The 13600-nt window shown below is 70.9% G+C and carries 15 protein-coding genes; 10 read left to right on the top strand and 5 right to left on the bottom strand.

Going from position 1 to position 13600, the window contains the following annotated elements:
* Nucleotides 1-26 precede the first annotated feature (26 nt).
* Both ABD366_RS37160 and ABD366_RS37155 read left to right on the top strand, forming a co-directional pair.
* Entirely contained in the window at nt 27-1727 is a 1701-nt protein-coding gene (locus tag ABD366_RS37160; RefSeq protein ID WP_344443270.1) for an FUSC family protein, read from the top strand.
* A gap of 34 nt (nt 1728-1761) precedes the next feature.
* Entirely contained in the window at nt 1762-2298 is a 537-nt protein-coding gene (locus ABD366_RS37155) for a MarR family winged helix-turn-helix transcriptional regulator (protein WP_324768771.1), read from the top strand.
* Between the two features lie 14 nt (nt 2299-2312).
* Here the strand turns inward: ABD366_RS37155 and ABD366_RS37150 are convergent, their stop codons facing one another.
* Both ABD366_RS37150 and ABD366_RS37145 read right to left on the bottom strand, forming a co-directional pair.
* Nucleotides 2313-3725: an NAD(P)/FAD-dependent oxidoreductase gene (locus ABD366_RS37150; protein WP_324768770.1), complete on the bottom strand. Its 1413-nt coding sequence runs from the start codon at nt 3723-3725 to the stop codon at nt 2313-2315.
* Nucleotides 3726-3867: 142 nt separating this feature from the next.
* On the bottom strand, nt 3868-4260 hold the full coding sequence (locus tag ABD366_RS37145; protein WP_324768769.1) for a VOC family protein: 393 nt from the start codon (nt 4258-4260) through the stop codon (nt 3868-3870).
* A 140-nt stretch (nt 4261-4400) separates the two neighbouring features.
* Here ABD366_RS37145 and ABD366_RS37140 point away from each other — a divergent pair, with 140 nt between their 5' ends.
* On the top strand, nt 4401-4952 hold the full coding sequence (locus ABD366_RS37140; RefSeq protein WP_324768768.1) for a GNAT family N-acetyltransferase: 552 nt from the start codon (nt 4401-4403) through the stop codon (nt 4950-4952).
* A gap of 3 nt (nt 4953-4955) precedes the next feature.
* Here the strand turns inward: ABD366_RS37140 and ABD366_RS37135 are convergent, their stop codons facing one another.
* Both ABD366_RS37135 and ABD366_RS37130 read right to left on the bottom strand, forming a co-directional pair.
* Nucleotides 4956-5639 (bottom strand): glycerophosphodiester phosphodiesterase, encoded by a 684-nt coding sequence (locus ABD366_RS37135; protein WP_324768774.1) that lies wholly within the window; start codon nt 5637-5639, stop codon nt 4956-4958.
* Between the two features lie 223 nt (nt 5640-5862).
* Nucleotides 5863-6408 (bottom strand): nitrobindin family protein, encoded by a 546-nt coding sequence (locus ABD366_RS37130; RefSeq protein WP_324768767.1) that lies wholly within the window; start codon nt 6406-6408, stop codon nt 5863-5865.
* Nucleotides 6409-6646: 238 nt separating this feature from the next.
* On the opposite strand from ABD366_RS37130, the gene ABD366_RS37125 reads away from it, so the two are divergent.
* From ABD366_RS37125 to ABD366_RS37105, 5 genes are all read left to right on the top strand, one after another.
* The gene (locus tag ABD366_RS37125; RefSeq protein WP_324768766.1) at nt 6647-8056 is read left to right on the top strand and encodes a DUF6421 family protein; all 1410 of its coding nucleotides are present in this window, start codon (nt 6647-6649) and stop codon (nt 8054-8056) included.
* Nucleotides 8053-8838, top strand: a complete 786-nt coding sequence (locus tag ABD366_RS37120) for an SDR family NAD(P)-dependent oxidoreductase (protein WP_411293697.1) — start codon at nt 8053-8055, stop codon at nt 8836-8838. Before ABD366_RS37125 ends, ABD366_RS37120 begins: the two co-directional genes overlap by 4 nt.
* Nucleotides 8839-8849: 11 nt before the next feature.
* A complete protein-coding gene (locus tag ABD366_RS37115; RefSeq protein WP_324768764.1) occupies nt 8850-9920 on the top strand; it encodes a threonine aldolase family protein in 1071 nt (356 codons plus the stop codon).
* 86 nt (nt 9921-10006) lie between these two features.
* Nucleotides 10007-10606 (top strand): transglutaminase-like domain-containing protein, encoded by a 600-nt coding sequence (locus ABD366_RS37110; RefSeq protein WP_324768763.1) that lies wholly within the window; start codon nt 10007-10009, stop codon nt 10604-10606.
* Nucleotides 10607-10629: 23 nt separating this feature from the next.
* Nucleotides 10630-11316 (top strand): B3/B4 domain-containing protein, encoded by a 687-nt coding sequence (locus tag ABD366_RS37105; RefSeq protein ID WP_324768762.1) that lies wholly within the window; start codon nt 10630-10632, stop codon nt 11314-11316.
* An 11-nt stretch (nt 11317-11327) separates the two neighbouring features.
* On the opposite strand, the gene ABD366_RS37100 is transcribed toward ABD366_RS37105, so the two are convergent.
* The gene (locus tag ABD366_RS37100; RefSeq protein ID WP_324768760.1) at nt 11328-12056 is read right to left on the bottom strand and encodes a lysophospholipid acyltransferase family protein; all 729 of its coding nucleotides are present in this window, start codon (nt 12054-12056) and stop codon (nt 11328-11330) included.
* Between the two features lie 239 nt (nt 12057-12295).
* Between ABD366_RS37100 and ABD366_RS37095 the strand changes: the two genes are divergently transcribed.
* Together ABD366_RS37095 and ABD366_RS37090 are read left to right on the top strand one after the other, a co-directional pair.
* Complete coding sequence (locus ABD366_RS37095) at nt 12296-12640, top strand: thioredoxin family protein (protein WP_411293696.1); 345 nt, start codon at nt 12296-12298, stop codon at nt 12638-12640.
* A gap of 173 nt (nt 12641-12813) precedes the next feature.
* Entirely contained in the window at nt 12814-13320 is a 507-nt protein-coding gene (locus ABD366_RS37090) for a flavin reductase family protein (RefSeq protein ID WP_324768757.1), read from the top strand.
* Nucleotides 13321-13600 lie beyond the last annotated feature (280 nt).

Below are 13600 nucleotides of genomic sequence, written 5' to 3'. Positions count from 1 at the left end.
GTAAAACACCTGTTAAGGTTTTAGATATGAGCAGTACACCTCCGGCCCCTCCCTCCCCGCGCACCAGCGTCCGCCGGCTCCCGCTGGCAGGAGTGCTGCGTCCGAACAAACCGTCGGACATCTGGTTCAAACCGGCGACGAGCGTCGTCGTCTCCGCCGCGCTCCCGAACCTGACGCTGCTCGCCCTCGGCCGGCTCGACCTGATGATGTACACGATGGCCGGCAGCTTCTGCGCCCTGTACGGGCACAACCTGCCCTACGCGGCCAGGGCCCGGGCCCTCGCCGGCGTGGTGCTCGGCATGTTCGCGAGCATCGCGATCGCCCTCGTCGCCGCCTCGCTCCTCTCGTCCCCGGCGGCCCTCGTGGCGATCGGCGCGGTGCTCGCCGCAGCCCAGAAGACGCTCTGCGACGCCACCAGGATCGGCCCGCCCGGGCACCTGATCTTCACGTTCATCAGCTCCGCGTCGCTGTTCGCGCCCCAGAGCATCGGCCAGGTACCGGGCCATCTGGCCCTCACTCTCGGCGCCGGCGCCGTCGCCTGGCTCGTCGGCATGGCCCCCGCGCTCGTACGCCCCCACGGCCCCGAGCGCCGGGCCACCGCGCGCGCACTGAACGCGGCCGCCGCCTACGCGGAGCGGCCCGAGCACACCCCCGCCCGCGGCGCCGCCGCCGCTGCCGTGCACGCCGCCTGGCAGTCCCTGCTCGCCACCGGCGCCCGCACCGCCGCGCGGCGCGCCCTGGAGCGGCTCGTCGTACGGGCGGAGGTGGCCCTCGCCGCGCCGGGCGACGCGGACGCGGCGCAACTGCGCGCCTGGGCCGCCGGACTGCGCGGCGCCGGAGCCGTACCGCGGCCCGCCCGGATCGCCGGGATCGACGACGAACTGCTCGGCATCGAGGCCGAACTCGCCGACGGCACCCCGTCGTTGTGGCGGCGCCTCGGCCCCGGCTCACCCCTGCTCCCGGTCGCCCTGCGCACCTTCGTCGGCTGCGCCCTCGCCGGATACGCCTCGCTCGCCCTCGGCATCGGACGGCCCTACTGGGCCCTCGTCACCGCCGCCTCGCTCTACCAGGCCAACGTGACGCTGACCTGGAACCGGGGCGTCCAGCGCGTCGTCGGCAACCTCGCCGGGGTGCTCGTCTTCGCCGCCGTCGTCCCGCTCGCGCACCTCAGTTCCGTCGCGCTCGTGCTGTGCTGCATGGCCTTCAGCTTCGGGGCCGAGGCGCTCATCACCCGCAACTACTGGCTCGGCAGCCTGTGCGTGACGCCCATGGCGCTGCTCGTCACCGAGTTCGCCCGGTTCCAGGAACCCGGCGAGCTGATCACCGACCGGGTCGTGGACACGCTCGTCGGAGCGCTCCTCGGGGTCGTCGCCGCCGTCGCCGTGACGAACCGGCGCGCCGGCGACCACATCGAGAAGGCCCTCGGCCGCGTCGCTGCCGCCCGCGAGGCCGCCGAGCGGACCCTCGCCTCGGCCACGCCCGGGCCCGCCGCCCTGGAGACGGCCCGGCGCTCGCTCGCCGCGGCCCTGGTGGACCTGCGCTCCGCCGCCGACACCGCGGCCGGCGAATGGTGGCAGCGCGCCCTGCCGGAGGACCGGGTGGTCGCGGCCGAGCGGAGCGGACACCGTACGCTCGCGGCGACGGTCCGCAGGCAGGCGCTCGGGTCGCCCGCCGCCGTCGAGGACACTGGTGACACGGCGGGCGACCCCAGCGGCGCCCGCGGATAGCGGCATCGCTCGAGGAAGGTCCGGTCAGGGCAGCATGAGCACGCAGGACGAGACGGCGGCAGCGCGGCCGCCCGACACCGTGTCCTCGGTCGTACAGCAGTGGCAGGCTGTGCGCCCCGACGTCGACACCGGACCGATGGAGATCATCGGCCGCATCAACCGGTGCGCGGCGCTGCTCCAGCAGGCCGAGGACGCGCCTCTGCGGCACGCCGGACTGACCCGGCCCGAGTTCGACCTGCTCGGCACCCTGCGCCGCACGGGACGGGAACTCACCCCCGGCGATCTGGCCCGGGAGACGTTCTCGTCCGGCGCGGCCGTGACGAAGCGGCTCAAGCAGTTGCAGGAGCGGGGCCTGGTGGCCCGCCGCGGCGACACCCGGGACCGGCGGGTGTCGCACCTGAGCCTCACGGAGGAGGGCCGGACCCTCGTCGACGACATCCTGCCGCGCCAGCTCGCGTACGAGTCGACGGTGCTGGCCGGCCTCGACCAGGGCCGCGACACGCAACTCAGCACCCTGCTCGGAGAGTTGCTCTCCCAACTCGAGGGCCGCCTGGGCGGCCCCCGAGCCTGAAGCGTTTGCGCGCGTCAGTTGATCGGAAGCTCCGGCTTCTCCGGCGTCATCGAGCGCCCTGCGACCTGCGAGGCCATCACCGCGCGGATCTCCTCGGGCGACAGATACGCGTCCGTCATCTCGAAGTCCTTGAGCGTGGCGGGCCGGTTCCGCTGGAAGCCGGTGCGCACGAAGTCGTCGCCCGCCAGCGCGTTCAGCCCCCAGTTCGCCGCCGTACGGAAGCGCGCCGTCAGGGTCCGCAGCGCCCCCAGGTGGTAACCGCGGGCCACGATCTGGGCGGGCAGCCCGGTGAGCTGGATGCCCATCGGCTTCGACACCGCCTGGATGCCGCCGAGGTCGACGACGAGCCCGAGGTCCTTGTGCCGGTACGGCGTCATCGGCGTCCCGCGGACCGCCGCGAGCACATTGCGCGCCGCCGCCCAGCCCTGCCGCATCGCGTGCTGCGCCGTCGGCGGGCAGATCGCGTCGCCGCCCTTGACGAGGTCCGGCACCGCCGCGGCGTCGCCGAGCGCGAAGACGCCGTCGAGCCCCGGCACGGTCAGTTCGGGCGTGACCACGAGGCGGCCCCGGTTCGTCTCCGCCTCCAGCGTCGCGACGAGCGGGCTCGGCGCGACGCCCGCCGTCCAGATCAGCGTGTGGCAGGGCAGCTCACGCCCGTCGGTGAAGGTCACCCGGTCCTCGGTGACCTTGGCCACGGACACCCCGAGCGAGACATGGACCCCGCGCTTGTTCAGGATCTCCATCGCCTTGTCACCCAGCCGGGGGCCCAGCTCGGGCATCAGCTTCGGCGCCACGTCGATCAGGTGCCACTTGATCCCGCGCGGATCGAGCCCGGGATACCGCTTCACAGCCGAGGTCGTCAGCCGCTGCAAGTACGCCGCCGTCTCCGTACCGGCGTACCCGCCGCCGACCACCACGAACTGCAGCCGCGCCTCCCGCTCGGCCGGATCCGAACTGGCCGCCGCGAGGTCCAGCTGCGAGATGACGTGGTCCCGGATCCAGGCCGCCTCGGCGAGCGTCTTGACGCCCACCGCGTGCTCGTCGATGCCGGGAATGTCGAACTGCCGCGTCACACTGCCCGGGGTGAGGACCAGCTGGTCGTAGTGCTCGACGGCGGTCTCGCCGTTGATCTTCCGGACGACGACGGCCTTCGCCTTCGGGTCCACGCCGATGGCGCCGCCGGGAATGATCGAGGTGCGCCGCAGCATCCGGCGCAGCGGCACGGCGACCGACTGCGGGGTGAGGACACCCGACGCCACATGGGGCAGCAGTGGCAGATACAGCTGATGGTCCATCGGGCTGATGAGCTTCAGCACCGCTTCGCCGGGCTTCAGCTCCTTCTCCAGCTTGTGGGCGCACTCCATCCCGGCGAACCCACCGCCGATGATCAGAATCCGGGGCACGGTCGAGGTACGGGGAGCGGTCATGGTTCGGATCTCTCCTGGGCTGGACGGTGTGCGGACAGGCGAGGAGCGTTGCCCCGGACATGTATCCGGATCAGCGCCGCCGAATCCCCTGACACAAGGCCTGTCCCGCGCCATCCTGCGTCGCACCGGGCGTCACCGCATGTCAGATGCCCGGCCGATAACGGATCGGATGCTCCTGCGGCACCTCCACCACACAGATCCGGGTGCCGTCCGGATCGGCGATCCACATCTCCACCAGACCCCACGGCTCGGTCAGCGGCTCCCGCAGCACCGTCACGCCCCGCGCCGACAGCTCCTCGTGCGCCGCGTGCACGTCCGCCACCTGGAGCCACAGCTGGAGCCCCGGTTTCACGGGCGGTTCGGCCCGCCCCGCCACCTCCAGGAAACCGCCGCCCAGGAAGTAGACCGTGCCCCGCTCGGGGCCGGTCCCGAACTCGCGGTAGACGGCGAGGCCCAGTGCCTCGCCGTAGAACGCCCGGGACCGCTCGGGGTCACCGGGCCTGATGAGGACCCTGCTGCTCAGTACGTGAACCATGACGACGGAGAGTACTGCGACCGGGTTAACCTCGACGGCGCCGACAGGCCCGTACCCGTAGGCGACACGTTGCGACCCGTAGCCGTATGCGAACCGTCCCCGTACGGGACCCGTACCCGTAAGAGATCGGAGAGCCGCCCATGACCGCCGCCCCGCACCCCGCCACCGATGGCCTGAGCTTTCGCGAGGCCACCGAGGCCGATGTCGACGCGCTCGTCGCGCTGATCGAGTCGGCCTACCGCGGGGACGACAGCCGGGCCGGCTGGACCACGGAGGCGGACATCCTCCAGGGGCAGCGGACCGACCCGCAGGGCGTGCTCGACGTCATCGAGGCCGCCGACAGCCGTCTGCTGACCGTCGAGCGCGACGGCACGGTCGTCGCCTGCTGCCAGCTGGAGCACCGCGGCGATCACGCCTACTTCGGCATGTTCGCGGTCAGCCCCGCCCTCCAGGGCGCCGGACTCGGCAAGGTGATCATCGCGGAGGCGGAGCGCACGGCGCGCGAGACGTGGGGCGTGCGCGAGATGCACATGACGGTGATCTCCGTACGCGAGGAGCTCATCGCCTTCTACGAGCGCCGCGGCTACCGCCGTACGGGAAAGATGAGCCCCTTCCCGTACGGCGACGAGCGCTTCGGCATTCCGCAGCGGACCGACCTGCAGTTCGAGCTGCTGGTCAAGCCGCTGGTGTGAGCCCTACGCGGTGAAGCGACCGGTCCGCTTGATCTCCGGGTAGTCGGTGGTCGCGCCGTCCAGGCCGAGCGCGCGGACGAGCCGCAGATCGTCCTGGGTGTTCACGACCCAGCCGATGATCCGCAGGTCGGCCTTGCGGGCGTGCTCCACGATCTCCTGCGTCAGACGCCGGATGTTCAGCACGAGGGTCGTGGCGCCGACGGCCACGGCCCGCTGCACGACATCGGTGCCGTAGCGGCTGGCGACGAGCGCCGTACGGACCCCCGGCACGAGCCGCGCGATCTCCGCCACGGCCTCGTCGTGGAAGGAGATCACCTCGACCCGGTGGACGAGATCGCGGCGCAGCAGCACCTCGGCGAGCGCCCGGGCGGCCGCCGTGTCCTTGATCTCCGCCTGGAGCGGGGAGTCCACCGCGTCGAGGACCTCCTCGAAGACCGGCACCCGCTCGCCGCGTCCGGCGTCGAGCGTGCGCAGCTCGTCGAGGGTCTTCTCGGCGATCGGGCCCTTGCCGTCCGTGGTCCGGTCCACGTCGGCGTCGTGCATGACGACGAGCGCGCCGTCCTTGCTCAGATGCAGGTCGAGCTCGATGAGATCGAGTCCCGCCCGCTCGGCGGCGACGAAGGAACGCAAAGTGTTCTCGGGTTCGACACCCATGGCTCCGCGATGCCCGATGGTGAGGAAGTTCAAGGTGGTCTCGCTTCCGTCGACGGCGACTCGGCTGCCGCGCGCACGCGTCACACACGCGACAGGTGTCCGAGCCTAGAGCCTGTCCGGCGGGTCGGGACGCACGTTGCGGACCCGGCTCTGTTCCGCGCTGGTGAGCGGCGCCCGGTGCGTGCGCAGGCGCGGTGGAGGCGCCGCCGGATCACTCGTCAGGGCGCCTTTTCGGCGGGAGTTGACGCGTGCGTGCTCACGCGGTCCTGCGCCGCAGCCGCGCCGACAGATGGTGCTGCAACGGCTGTCCGACCGCGGCCAGATCGTGCTCGAAAGCCAACGTGTCGGCGTCGGTGAGGGTGTAGCAGCGCCGGGTCCCCTCGACCTTCTTGGCCGTGGGCGTGAGCGCCACGCTGTCGGTCGCGAGGTCGATCGTGCCGTCGCCCACGCGTCCGACCGCGATCTCCGCGATGCCGGTGGGCTGGGTGATCAGCGCCTCAACGATGCCGTCCGGCCGCAGCCGCCACCAGCCGCTCTCCCGCGCCGCGGGGCGCAGCGGTGTGTCGTCCTCGCCGAGCAGCCAGGCCCGGGCGTCGTACCGCAGGAAAGGACGCCCGTCGTGCTGGAAGGTGACCTCCTGCGCGTACGCGAACTCCCCGTCGATCGTGGGATATCCACCGCGCCCGCGCCCGTGCCAGCTCCCCAGCAGCCCGAGCACGGGCGTGAGCAGCTCGTGCGCCGCGGGCGCTCCGTCCGCCCGTTCGCTGTCGCGGTACGGGTACTCCGGTACGGGGTCGAACACGGGGCGCTCCAGGGGTCGGGGTGGCCGGGGAGCACAGCCTAGGGGCCCGGCCCCTGGGGGACGTCCGGGCCGGGCCCGGAAGCATGTGGCACAGGTCATCGTTTCAAGCGCGAGGGACAGGAAAAACAGCGGTGCTACCGGGGGGTGCGCAGGATAATTTCCCGAGAACCCCCTTGTCCTGGAGAACCTGGGGCGCATACGGTGGGCTGACGCGAGGTTCTCCCGTGGAGGATGGGACATGACGGAAATTCTTGTGCAGGCGGGCGCGGAGGGAATCGTTCCTTCGGCTCGGACGGGCGGCGACAGGGTGGTGGACCACCCGGCGTGGCCCGCGCTCAAGGACGCCGTGGAGGAGATCAGGACCTGGCAGCAGAAGGACGGGTCGATCGACTTCGACGCCGAGGGCGCCCCCGCGCGGGCCGCCGCGGACCTGGCCCTGGACCGCGTCACCGCCGCGGTCGAGCAGCTCGCCCCGCTGCTGCCGCACGACGCCGCGTACCACGAGGCGCTCGTCCGCGACCTGCGCCGCTGGGCCGACGACGGCTACCGGGTCCCCGACTTCCTGGACTCGCTGCTCGCCTTCCAGCCCGCGGCCCGCCGCGAGGACGGCCTCCAGCACCTGGTGCTCTTCCCGATGTACACGCAGAACGGGAACCCGGACCGCAATCTGGAAGCCGTCGTGCTGCGCATGGTCTGGCCCGAGTGGCTGGCCGAGCTGGAGGCCACGCGCTACGACAACCCGCTGTTCTGCGGCATCACGTTCGAGGACTTCACCTCGGGCTACGACACGAACTCGGCGGTGCTCTTCCCCGAGACGATCGCCGTGCGCGAGGCCCCCGAGCGCTTCTCCTGGGGCGGCATCTTCTGCGACCGCGAGGCGGCCCGCTTCCGCCGCGTCACCGAGGCGGCCGTCGACATCCTGGGGGTCGAACTGCCCGCGGACATCGCGGAGATGGTCGGCGACCAGGACCGCTGCCAGCAGGCGTTCGTGCTGTGGGACATGGTCCACGACCGCACGCACAGCCACGGCGACCTGCCCTTCGACCCGTTCATGATCAAGCAGCGCCAGCCGTTCTGGATGTACGGCCTGGAGGAGCTGCGCTGCGACCTCACCGCCTTCAAGGAGGCCGTGAAGCTGGAGGCCGAGGGCGTCCCGCAGGCGCGCGACGTGCAGTACGCCGTCCTCTTCGACCGGATGTTCCGCTTCCCGGTCACCGGCGACCGCGTCAAGAACTACGACGGTCTGGGCGGCCAGCTGCTCTTCGCCTACCTACACAAGCACGACGTCGTGCGCTGGACGGACAACAAGCTGCACATCGACTGGCAGCGCGCCCCCGAGGTCACCAACCAGCTGTGCGCCGAGATCGAGACGCTGTACCGCGACGGCATCGACCGCCCGAAGCTGGTGCACTGGTTCGCCGCGTACGACCTGGTGTCGACCTACCTCGCCCCGCACCCGGGCTCCCGCTGGGCCAAGGGCCCCGATGCCCTGGACATGAGCCTGCCGCCGCGCAAACTCGTGGACGACGTGCTTCCGGACGAGTTCCCGCTCAGCATGTTCTATGAGGCCCTGTCCAAGAAGCTCAAGTCCGTGGTCGCCTCGACCAAAGGCATCCGGGCGGCGGCCCCGGAGCGGACCGCCGCATGAGCAATTCCGTACAGGAGGCGACTGCCATGACTGACACCGACGCCATTAGGGACTCCCTCGACGGCGCCGTGATCGCGGTCGCCGGAGCCGCCGGGCCCGCCGGACGCGCCACTTTGAAGCGGCTCGCGGAGGCGGGTGCCACGGTCGTCGGCGCCGACGCGGACGCCGAGCGGCTCGCCGAGGCCGTCGACGAGGCGCGGTACGCGCACGGCGGCGCCACCGTCATCGGTGACACCGTCGACCTGCTCGACCTCGGGGCCACGCGCGAGTGGGCCGGCCGCGTCGAGAAGGACTTCGGCCGCATCGACGGCCTGGTCCACCTCGTGGGCGGCTGGCGCGGCAGCAAGAGCTTCGCCGAGACCGACCTCGCCGACTGGGACCTGCTCGAGAAGCTCCTGATCCGCACCGTGCAGCACACCTCGCTCGCCTTCCAGGAGGGGCTCGGCCGCTCGGACCGCGGCCGCTACCTGCTGATCAGCGCCGCCGGTGCGAGCAAGCCGACCGCGGGCAATGCCGCGTACTCCGCCTCCAAGGCCGCGGCCGAGGCGTGGACGCTCGCCCTCGGCGACGCCTTCCGCAAGGCGGGGGGTGACGCGGGGCCCCGCCAGGCGGCTGCGATCCTGGTGGTGAAGGCACTGGTGCACGACGCGATGCGCGCCGAACGCCCCAACGCGAAGTTCGCGGGCTTCACCGACGTCAAGGAGCTGGCCGACGCCATCGCCGACGTCTGGAACAAGCCCGCCGCCGAAGTGAACGGGACCCGTCTGTGGCTGGCAGAGTAGACAGCGAAGCCGTGAATCCGCCCAGGACCGATGCCCGCAGGCACCACGACCCCACGATCCGGGGTTTCGCCAGCGACAACTACGCGGGCGCCCACCCGGAGATCATGGCCGCCCTGGCCCTGGCCAACGGGGGGCACCAGGTCGCGTACGGCGAGGACGACTACACGGACCATCTCCAGCAGATCATCCGCAGCCACTTCGGCCCGACCGCCGAGGCGTTCCCGGTCTTCAACGGCACGGGCGCCAACGTCGTCGCGCTCCAGGCGGTCACCGACCGCTGGGGCGCGGTGATCTGCGCCGAGTCCGCGCACATCCAGGTCGACGAGGGCGGCGCCCCCGAGCGCATGGGCGGCCTCAAGCTGCTCACCGTCCCGACCCCCGACGGCAAGCTCACCCCCGACCTCATCGACCGGCAGGCGTACGGCTGGGACGACGAGCACCGCGCGATGCCGCAGGTCGTCTCGATCACGCAGTCCACCGAACTGGGCACGCTCTACACGCCCGACGAGATCCGCGCGATCTGCGACCACGCGCACGAGCGCGGCATGAAGGTGCACCTCGACGGCTCGCGCATAGCCAACGCGGCGGCCTCCCTCGACGTGCCGATGCGTACGTTCACGAACGCGGTCGGCGTCGACATCCTCTCGCTCGGCGGCACGAAGAACGGCGCACTGTTCGGCGAGGCCGTCGTCGTCCTCGACCACAGCTCCGTCCGCCACATGAAGCACCTGCGCAAGCTGTCCATGCAGCTCGCCTCCAAGATGCGCTTCGTCTCGGTGCAGCTGGAGGCGCTGCTCGCCAAGGACCTGTGGCTGCGCAACGCGCGCCACGCGAACGAGATGGCCCAGCGCCTCGCCGAGGGCGTCCGCGCCGTCGACGGCGTCGAGATCCTCTACCCGGTCCAGGCCAACGGCGTCTTCGCCCGCCTCCCGCACGACGTCTCCGAGCGCCTCATGAAGCGCTACCGCTTCTACTTCTGGGACGAGACGGCCGGCGACGTCCGCTGGATGTGTGCCTTCGACACCCGTGAGGAGGACGTCGACGGGTTCGTGGCGGCGCTCAAGGAGGAGATGGCGCGCTAGCCGCCTACCGAGCAAAGTCTGCATAGATATGCGATCGGCCGTAAATCCATTGACCACGGCCGGTCGCATTTCTATGCTTCCGAATCATGCAGCTGATCCAGCAGAACCCGGATCTGTCGGCCTATCTGGCCGCGGACGACGTCATCGACCATCATCACCCGCTGGTGCGGGAGACGGCCGCGCGCCTCGCGAAGGACGCCGTCGATTCATATGCATACGCTCGCGCCGCCTACGAGTTCGTCCGTGACACCGTGCCGCACTCCGCGGACAGCGGGGACCTGCGGGTCACCTGGCGGGCGTCGGACGTCCTGGAGAAGCGCACCGGGATCTGCCACGCGAAAGCCCACGCGCTGACCGCGCTCCTGCGCGCCGAGGACATCCCCACGGCGCTCTGCTACCAGCGGCTCGCGTACGACGCGGGCACCGGCTGGTGCGTCCACGGGCTGGTCGCCGTACGTTTCCACGGCTCGTGGCACCGCCAGGACGTGCGGGGCAACAAGCCGGGCGTCGACGCCCAGTTCTCGCTCGACGGGGAGCGGCTCGCCTGGATACCCGACGTCGAGTCCAGTGAGATGGACTATCCAGTACTCTTTGATGTACCGCATCCGGCGGTGCTCGACGTTATGCGCAGCGTCCCGGACCGCCCGTACCTCTGGGAGAACCTCCCCGACTCGCTCGATCTGTGACCGCTCGACCCGTAAGGCAGCCCATGCCCCTCCAGCTCACCGTCTCCGACGACGTCCGGGCGATCGCCCCGGACTTCCACCACATCGCCATCGAGGCGTACGGACTCGTCAACACGCCCAGCACACCGGAGACGTCGGCCCTCCTCGACGACGCCGCGCGGCGCCTGGCCGAGCGCCTGGACGGGCGCGCCCCGCACGAGGACCCGCACATGGTGGCCTGGCGCGCCGCGTACACGGCCTTCGGCGCCAAGCCCAACCGCACGCGCAACTCGGCGGAGGCGCTCGCCAAGCGGGCCCTCGCCGACGGCGGCCTGCCGCGCATCAACACGCTGGTGGACGTCTACAACGCCATCAGCGTCGCCCATCTGATCCCGGTCGGCGGCGAGGACCTCGGCCACATCAAGGGCGGCATGCGGCTCATCAGGGCCACGGGGGCCGAGGACTTCGTCACCGTGGCCTCCGGCGAGGAGACGGTCGAGCACCCGGACGCGGGCGAGGTCGTCTGGTGCGACGACGAGGGCGTCACCTGCCGCCGGTGGAACTGGCGCCAGGGCACCCGCACCCGCCTCACCGACAGCTCCGTCGACGCCCTGTTCCTCCTGGAGGGCATGGGCGCGCACGCGGGCCTGGAGGCGGCCGGCGCCGAACTGGCCGAACTGCTGCGGAAGTTCAGCCCCGGCGCACGGCTCACCGTCCACCCGGCGGTCTGAGACGAGCGGGGTCAGCGGGCCTCGGCGGCCTTGACCTCTTCGGGGGTCGGGGCTGTCCCGCCGAGGTGCGCGGGCATCCACCACGTGTCGTCCGGCCCCTTGGGGCGTACGGGATAGGCGCGCTGCGCCGCTTCGAGGAGCTCCTGCACCCGGTCGCGGAGCCGGCGGGTGATCGCCCCGGCGAACTGGTCGCGCGGCGCCTCCATGGCCTCGCCCACCCGGATCGTGACCGGGAGGTGCTGCCGCTTGAAGTTGCGCGGACGGCCCTTGGTCCACACGCGCTGGGTGCCCCACAGCGCCATGGGGATCAGCGGGACCCCGGCCTCCTGCGCGAGGCGCACGGCGCCGGTCTTGAAGCTCTTGAGTGTGAACGACTCGGAGATCGTCGCCTCGGGGAAGACCCCGATGATCTCGCCCGAGCGCAGCGACTGCAGGGCGTGTTGGTAGGCGTGCTCACCCTGCGCGCGGTCCACCGGGATGTGCTTCATGCTGCGCATGAGCGGCCCGGAGATCTTGTGCCGGAACACCGACTCCTTCGCCATGAAGCGGACAAGGCGCTTCTGGGGCAGGGCTGCGAGGCCGTCGAAGATGAAGTCCAGGTAGCTGATGTGGTTGCTGACCAGGACGGCTCCGCCCGAGCGCGGAATGTTCTCCGAGCCCTTGCAGTCGATCTTCAGGTCGAGCGCCTTGAACATCGTTTTAGCGGCGCCGATGACCGGACGGTAGACGAGCTCTGCCATGGAGGGGGTGGACCCTTCTTATTGCCGTGGGGAGTTTCTTCCGGAGGATTCCGGAGGAGGTGGCTCCCAGCGGTAAGTTACGCAGCCGTAGGTTTTCCGGCTTGCGCAGATCGTGCCCCAAGAACGGCCGAGTGACCAGTCCTGGTTCCGGCCGTGCGCGTAATCCTCGTCACGTGGTCCGGGAATACGCCGGAGCGCTCCGGCGCTGCACGGGAAGCGGAGGATCCGGGAGGCACAGGATGACGGTGGGTGAAATGACGTTCGACGCCGAGCAGTTGGGCCATGACCTGGGGAAGCGGGCCACGCTCGTGCAGTTCTCCAGCGCGTTCTGCGCGCCCTGCCGGGCCACCCGGCGGGTCCTCGGGGAGGTCGCCGCCATGGTGCCCGGTGTCTCCCATGTCGAGATCGACGCCGAGGCCAGACTCGACCTCGTACGCCGGAGCGGAGTCGTGCGGACACCGACCGTGCTCGTCCTCGCGGCGGACGGCAGTGAGGTGCGACGGGCGGCCGGACAACCGCGCAAGGCGGACATCATCGCCGCTCTCGGTGAAGCGGTCACCTTCCGTGCGACGCCTTCCAGATGACGGAACGCACTTGACTGCACGCAGCACGTATCGTCAGTCTGACCGTATGCCTTCGGAACTCCTTCTCTACCAGCGGGTCCATGTCGACCTGGCCCGCTGTTCGAGCGCGCGCTGTCCCGTCTCCTGACGCAGCCACGGCCCCCGCTCGAACCCCCCGGCAGAAGGACAACTCCATGACGGCCACGCCCGACCTGCGCACCGCCCGTCCCGCCACCCCCGAACTGCTTCGCTCGGTCTTCCGGCAGCACGCCGCCGGTGTCGCGGTGATCACGGCGGCCGGCAGCGCCCCCGTGGGCTTCACCGCCACCTCCCTCACCTCCGTCTCCGCCGAACCTCCGGTGATCTCGTTCGGTATCGGCCTGGGTGCCTCCAGCTGGCCCACCGTCGCCGAGGCCGACCACATCGGCGTGCACATACTCGGCGAGCACCAGGCCGATCTCGCCGGCACGTTCGCCCGTAGCGGAGCCGACCGCTTCGGCGCCCCCACCCGCTGGTTCGAGGGCCCCGAGGGCGTCCCCGTCCTCGACGGCGTCCTGGCCTGGCTCGTCTGCAAGGTCATCGCGCGGGTGCCCGCCGGGGACCACCGGATCGTGCTCGCGGAGGCGGTCTGCGGCGACCCGGCGGGAGCGGGCCGCCCGCTCCTCTACCACCAGGGCCGCTTCAATGGGCTGCGGGACTGAAGAGCCCCTGAAAGTTCCTGCTCCGGACGATTACTCAGCGTTGGCAAGGTCACAGTTCAAAGCGCTTGCTCAGTGGGCAAGAAGTGGATGTACTGACGAGTAATATTCTGTTCGGAGCGCGGGCCGCCCCGACCGGAGGAGTCCGCTTCAGGCGCCTATGCTGCCTGCTAGAAGGCGCTGTCAGCCGCAGCAGCAGAGCCGCCCAGTAAAAGACGATTGCAGTAGGAGAGCCGGCGTGAGCTTGAGGATCGTTGTCACCGTGAAGTACGTGCCCGACGCC

Source organism: Streptomyces kunmingensis (assembly GCF_039533535.1).
Classification (GTDB): Bacteria; Actinomycetota; Actinomycetes; order Streptomycetales; family Streptomycetaceae; genus Streptomyces; species Streptomyces kunmingensis.
The sequence above is the reverse complement of the archived record's forward strand: the minus strand, read 5'-3'. Positions and strand labels throughout refer to the sequence as shown.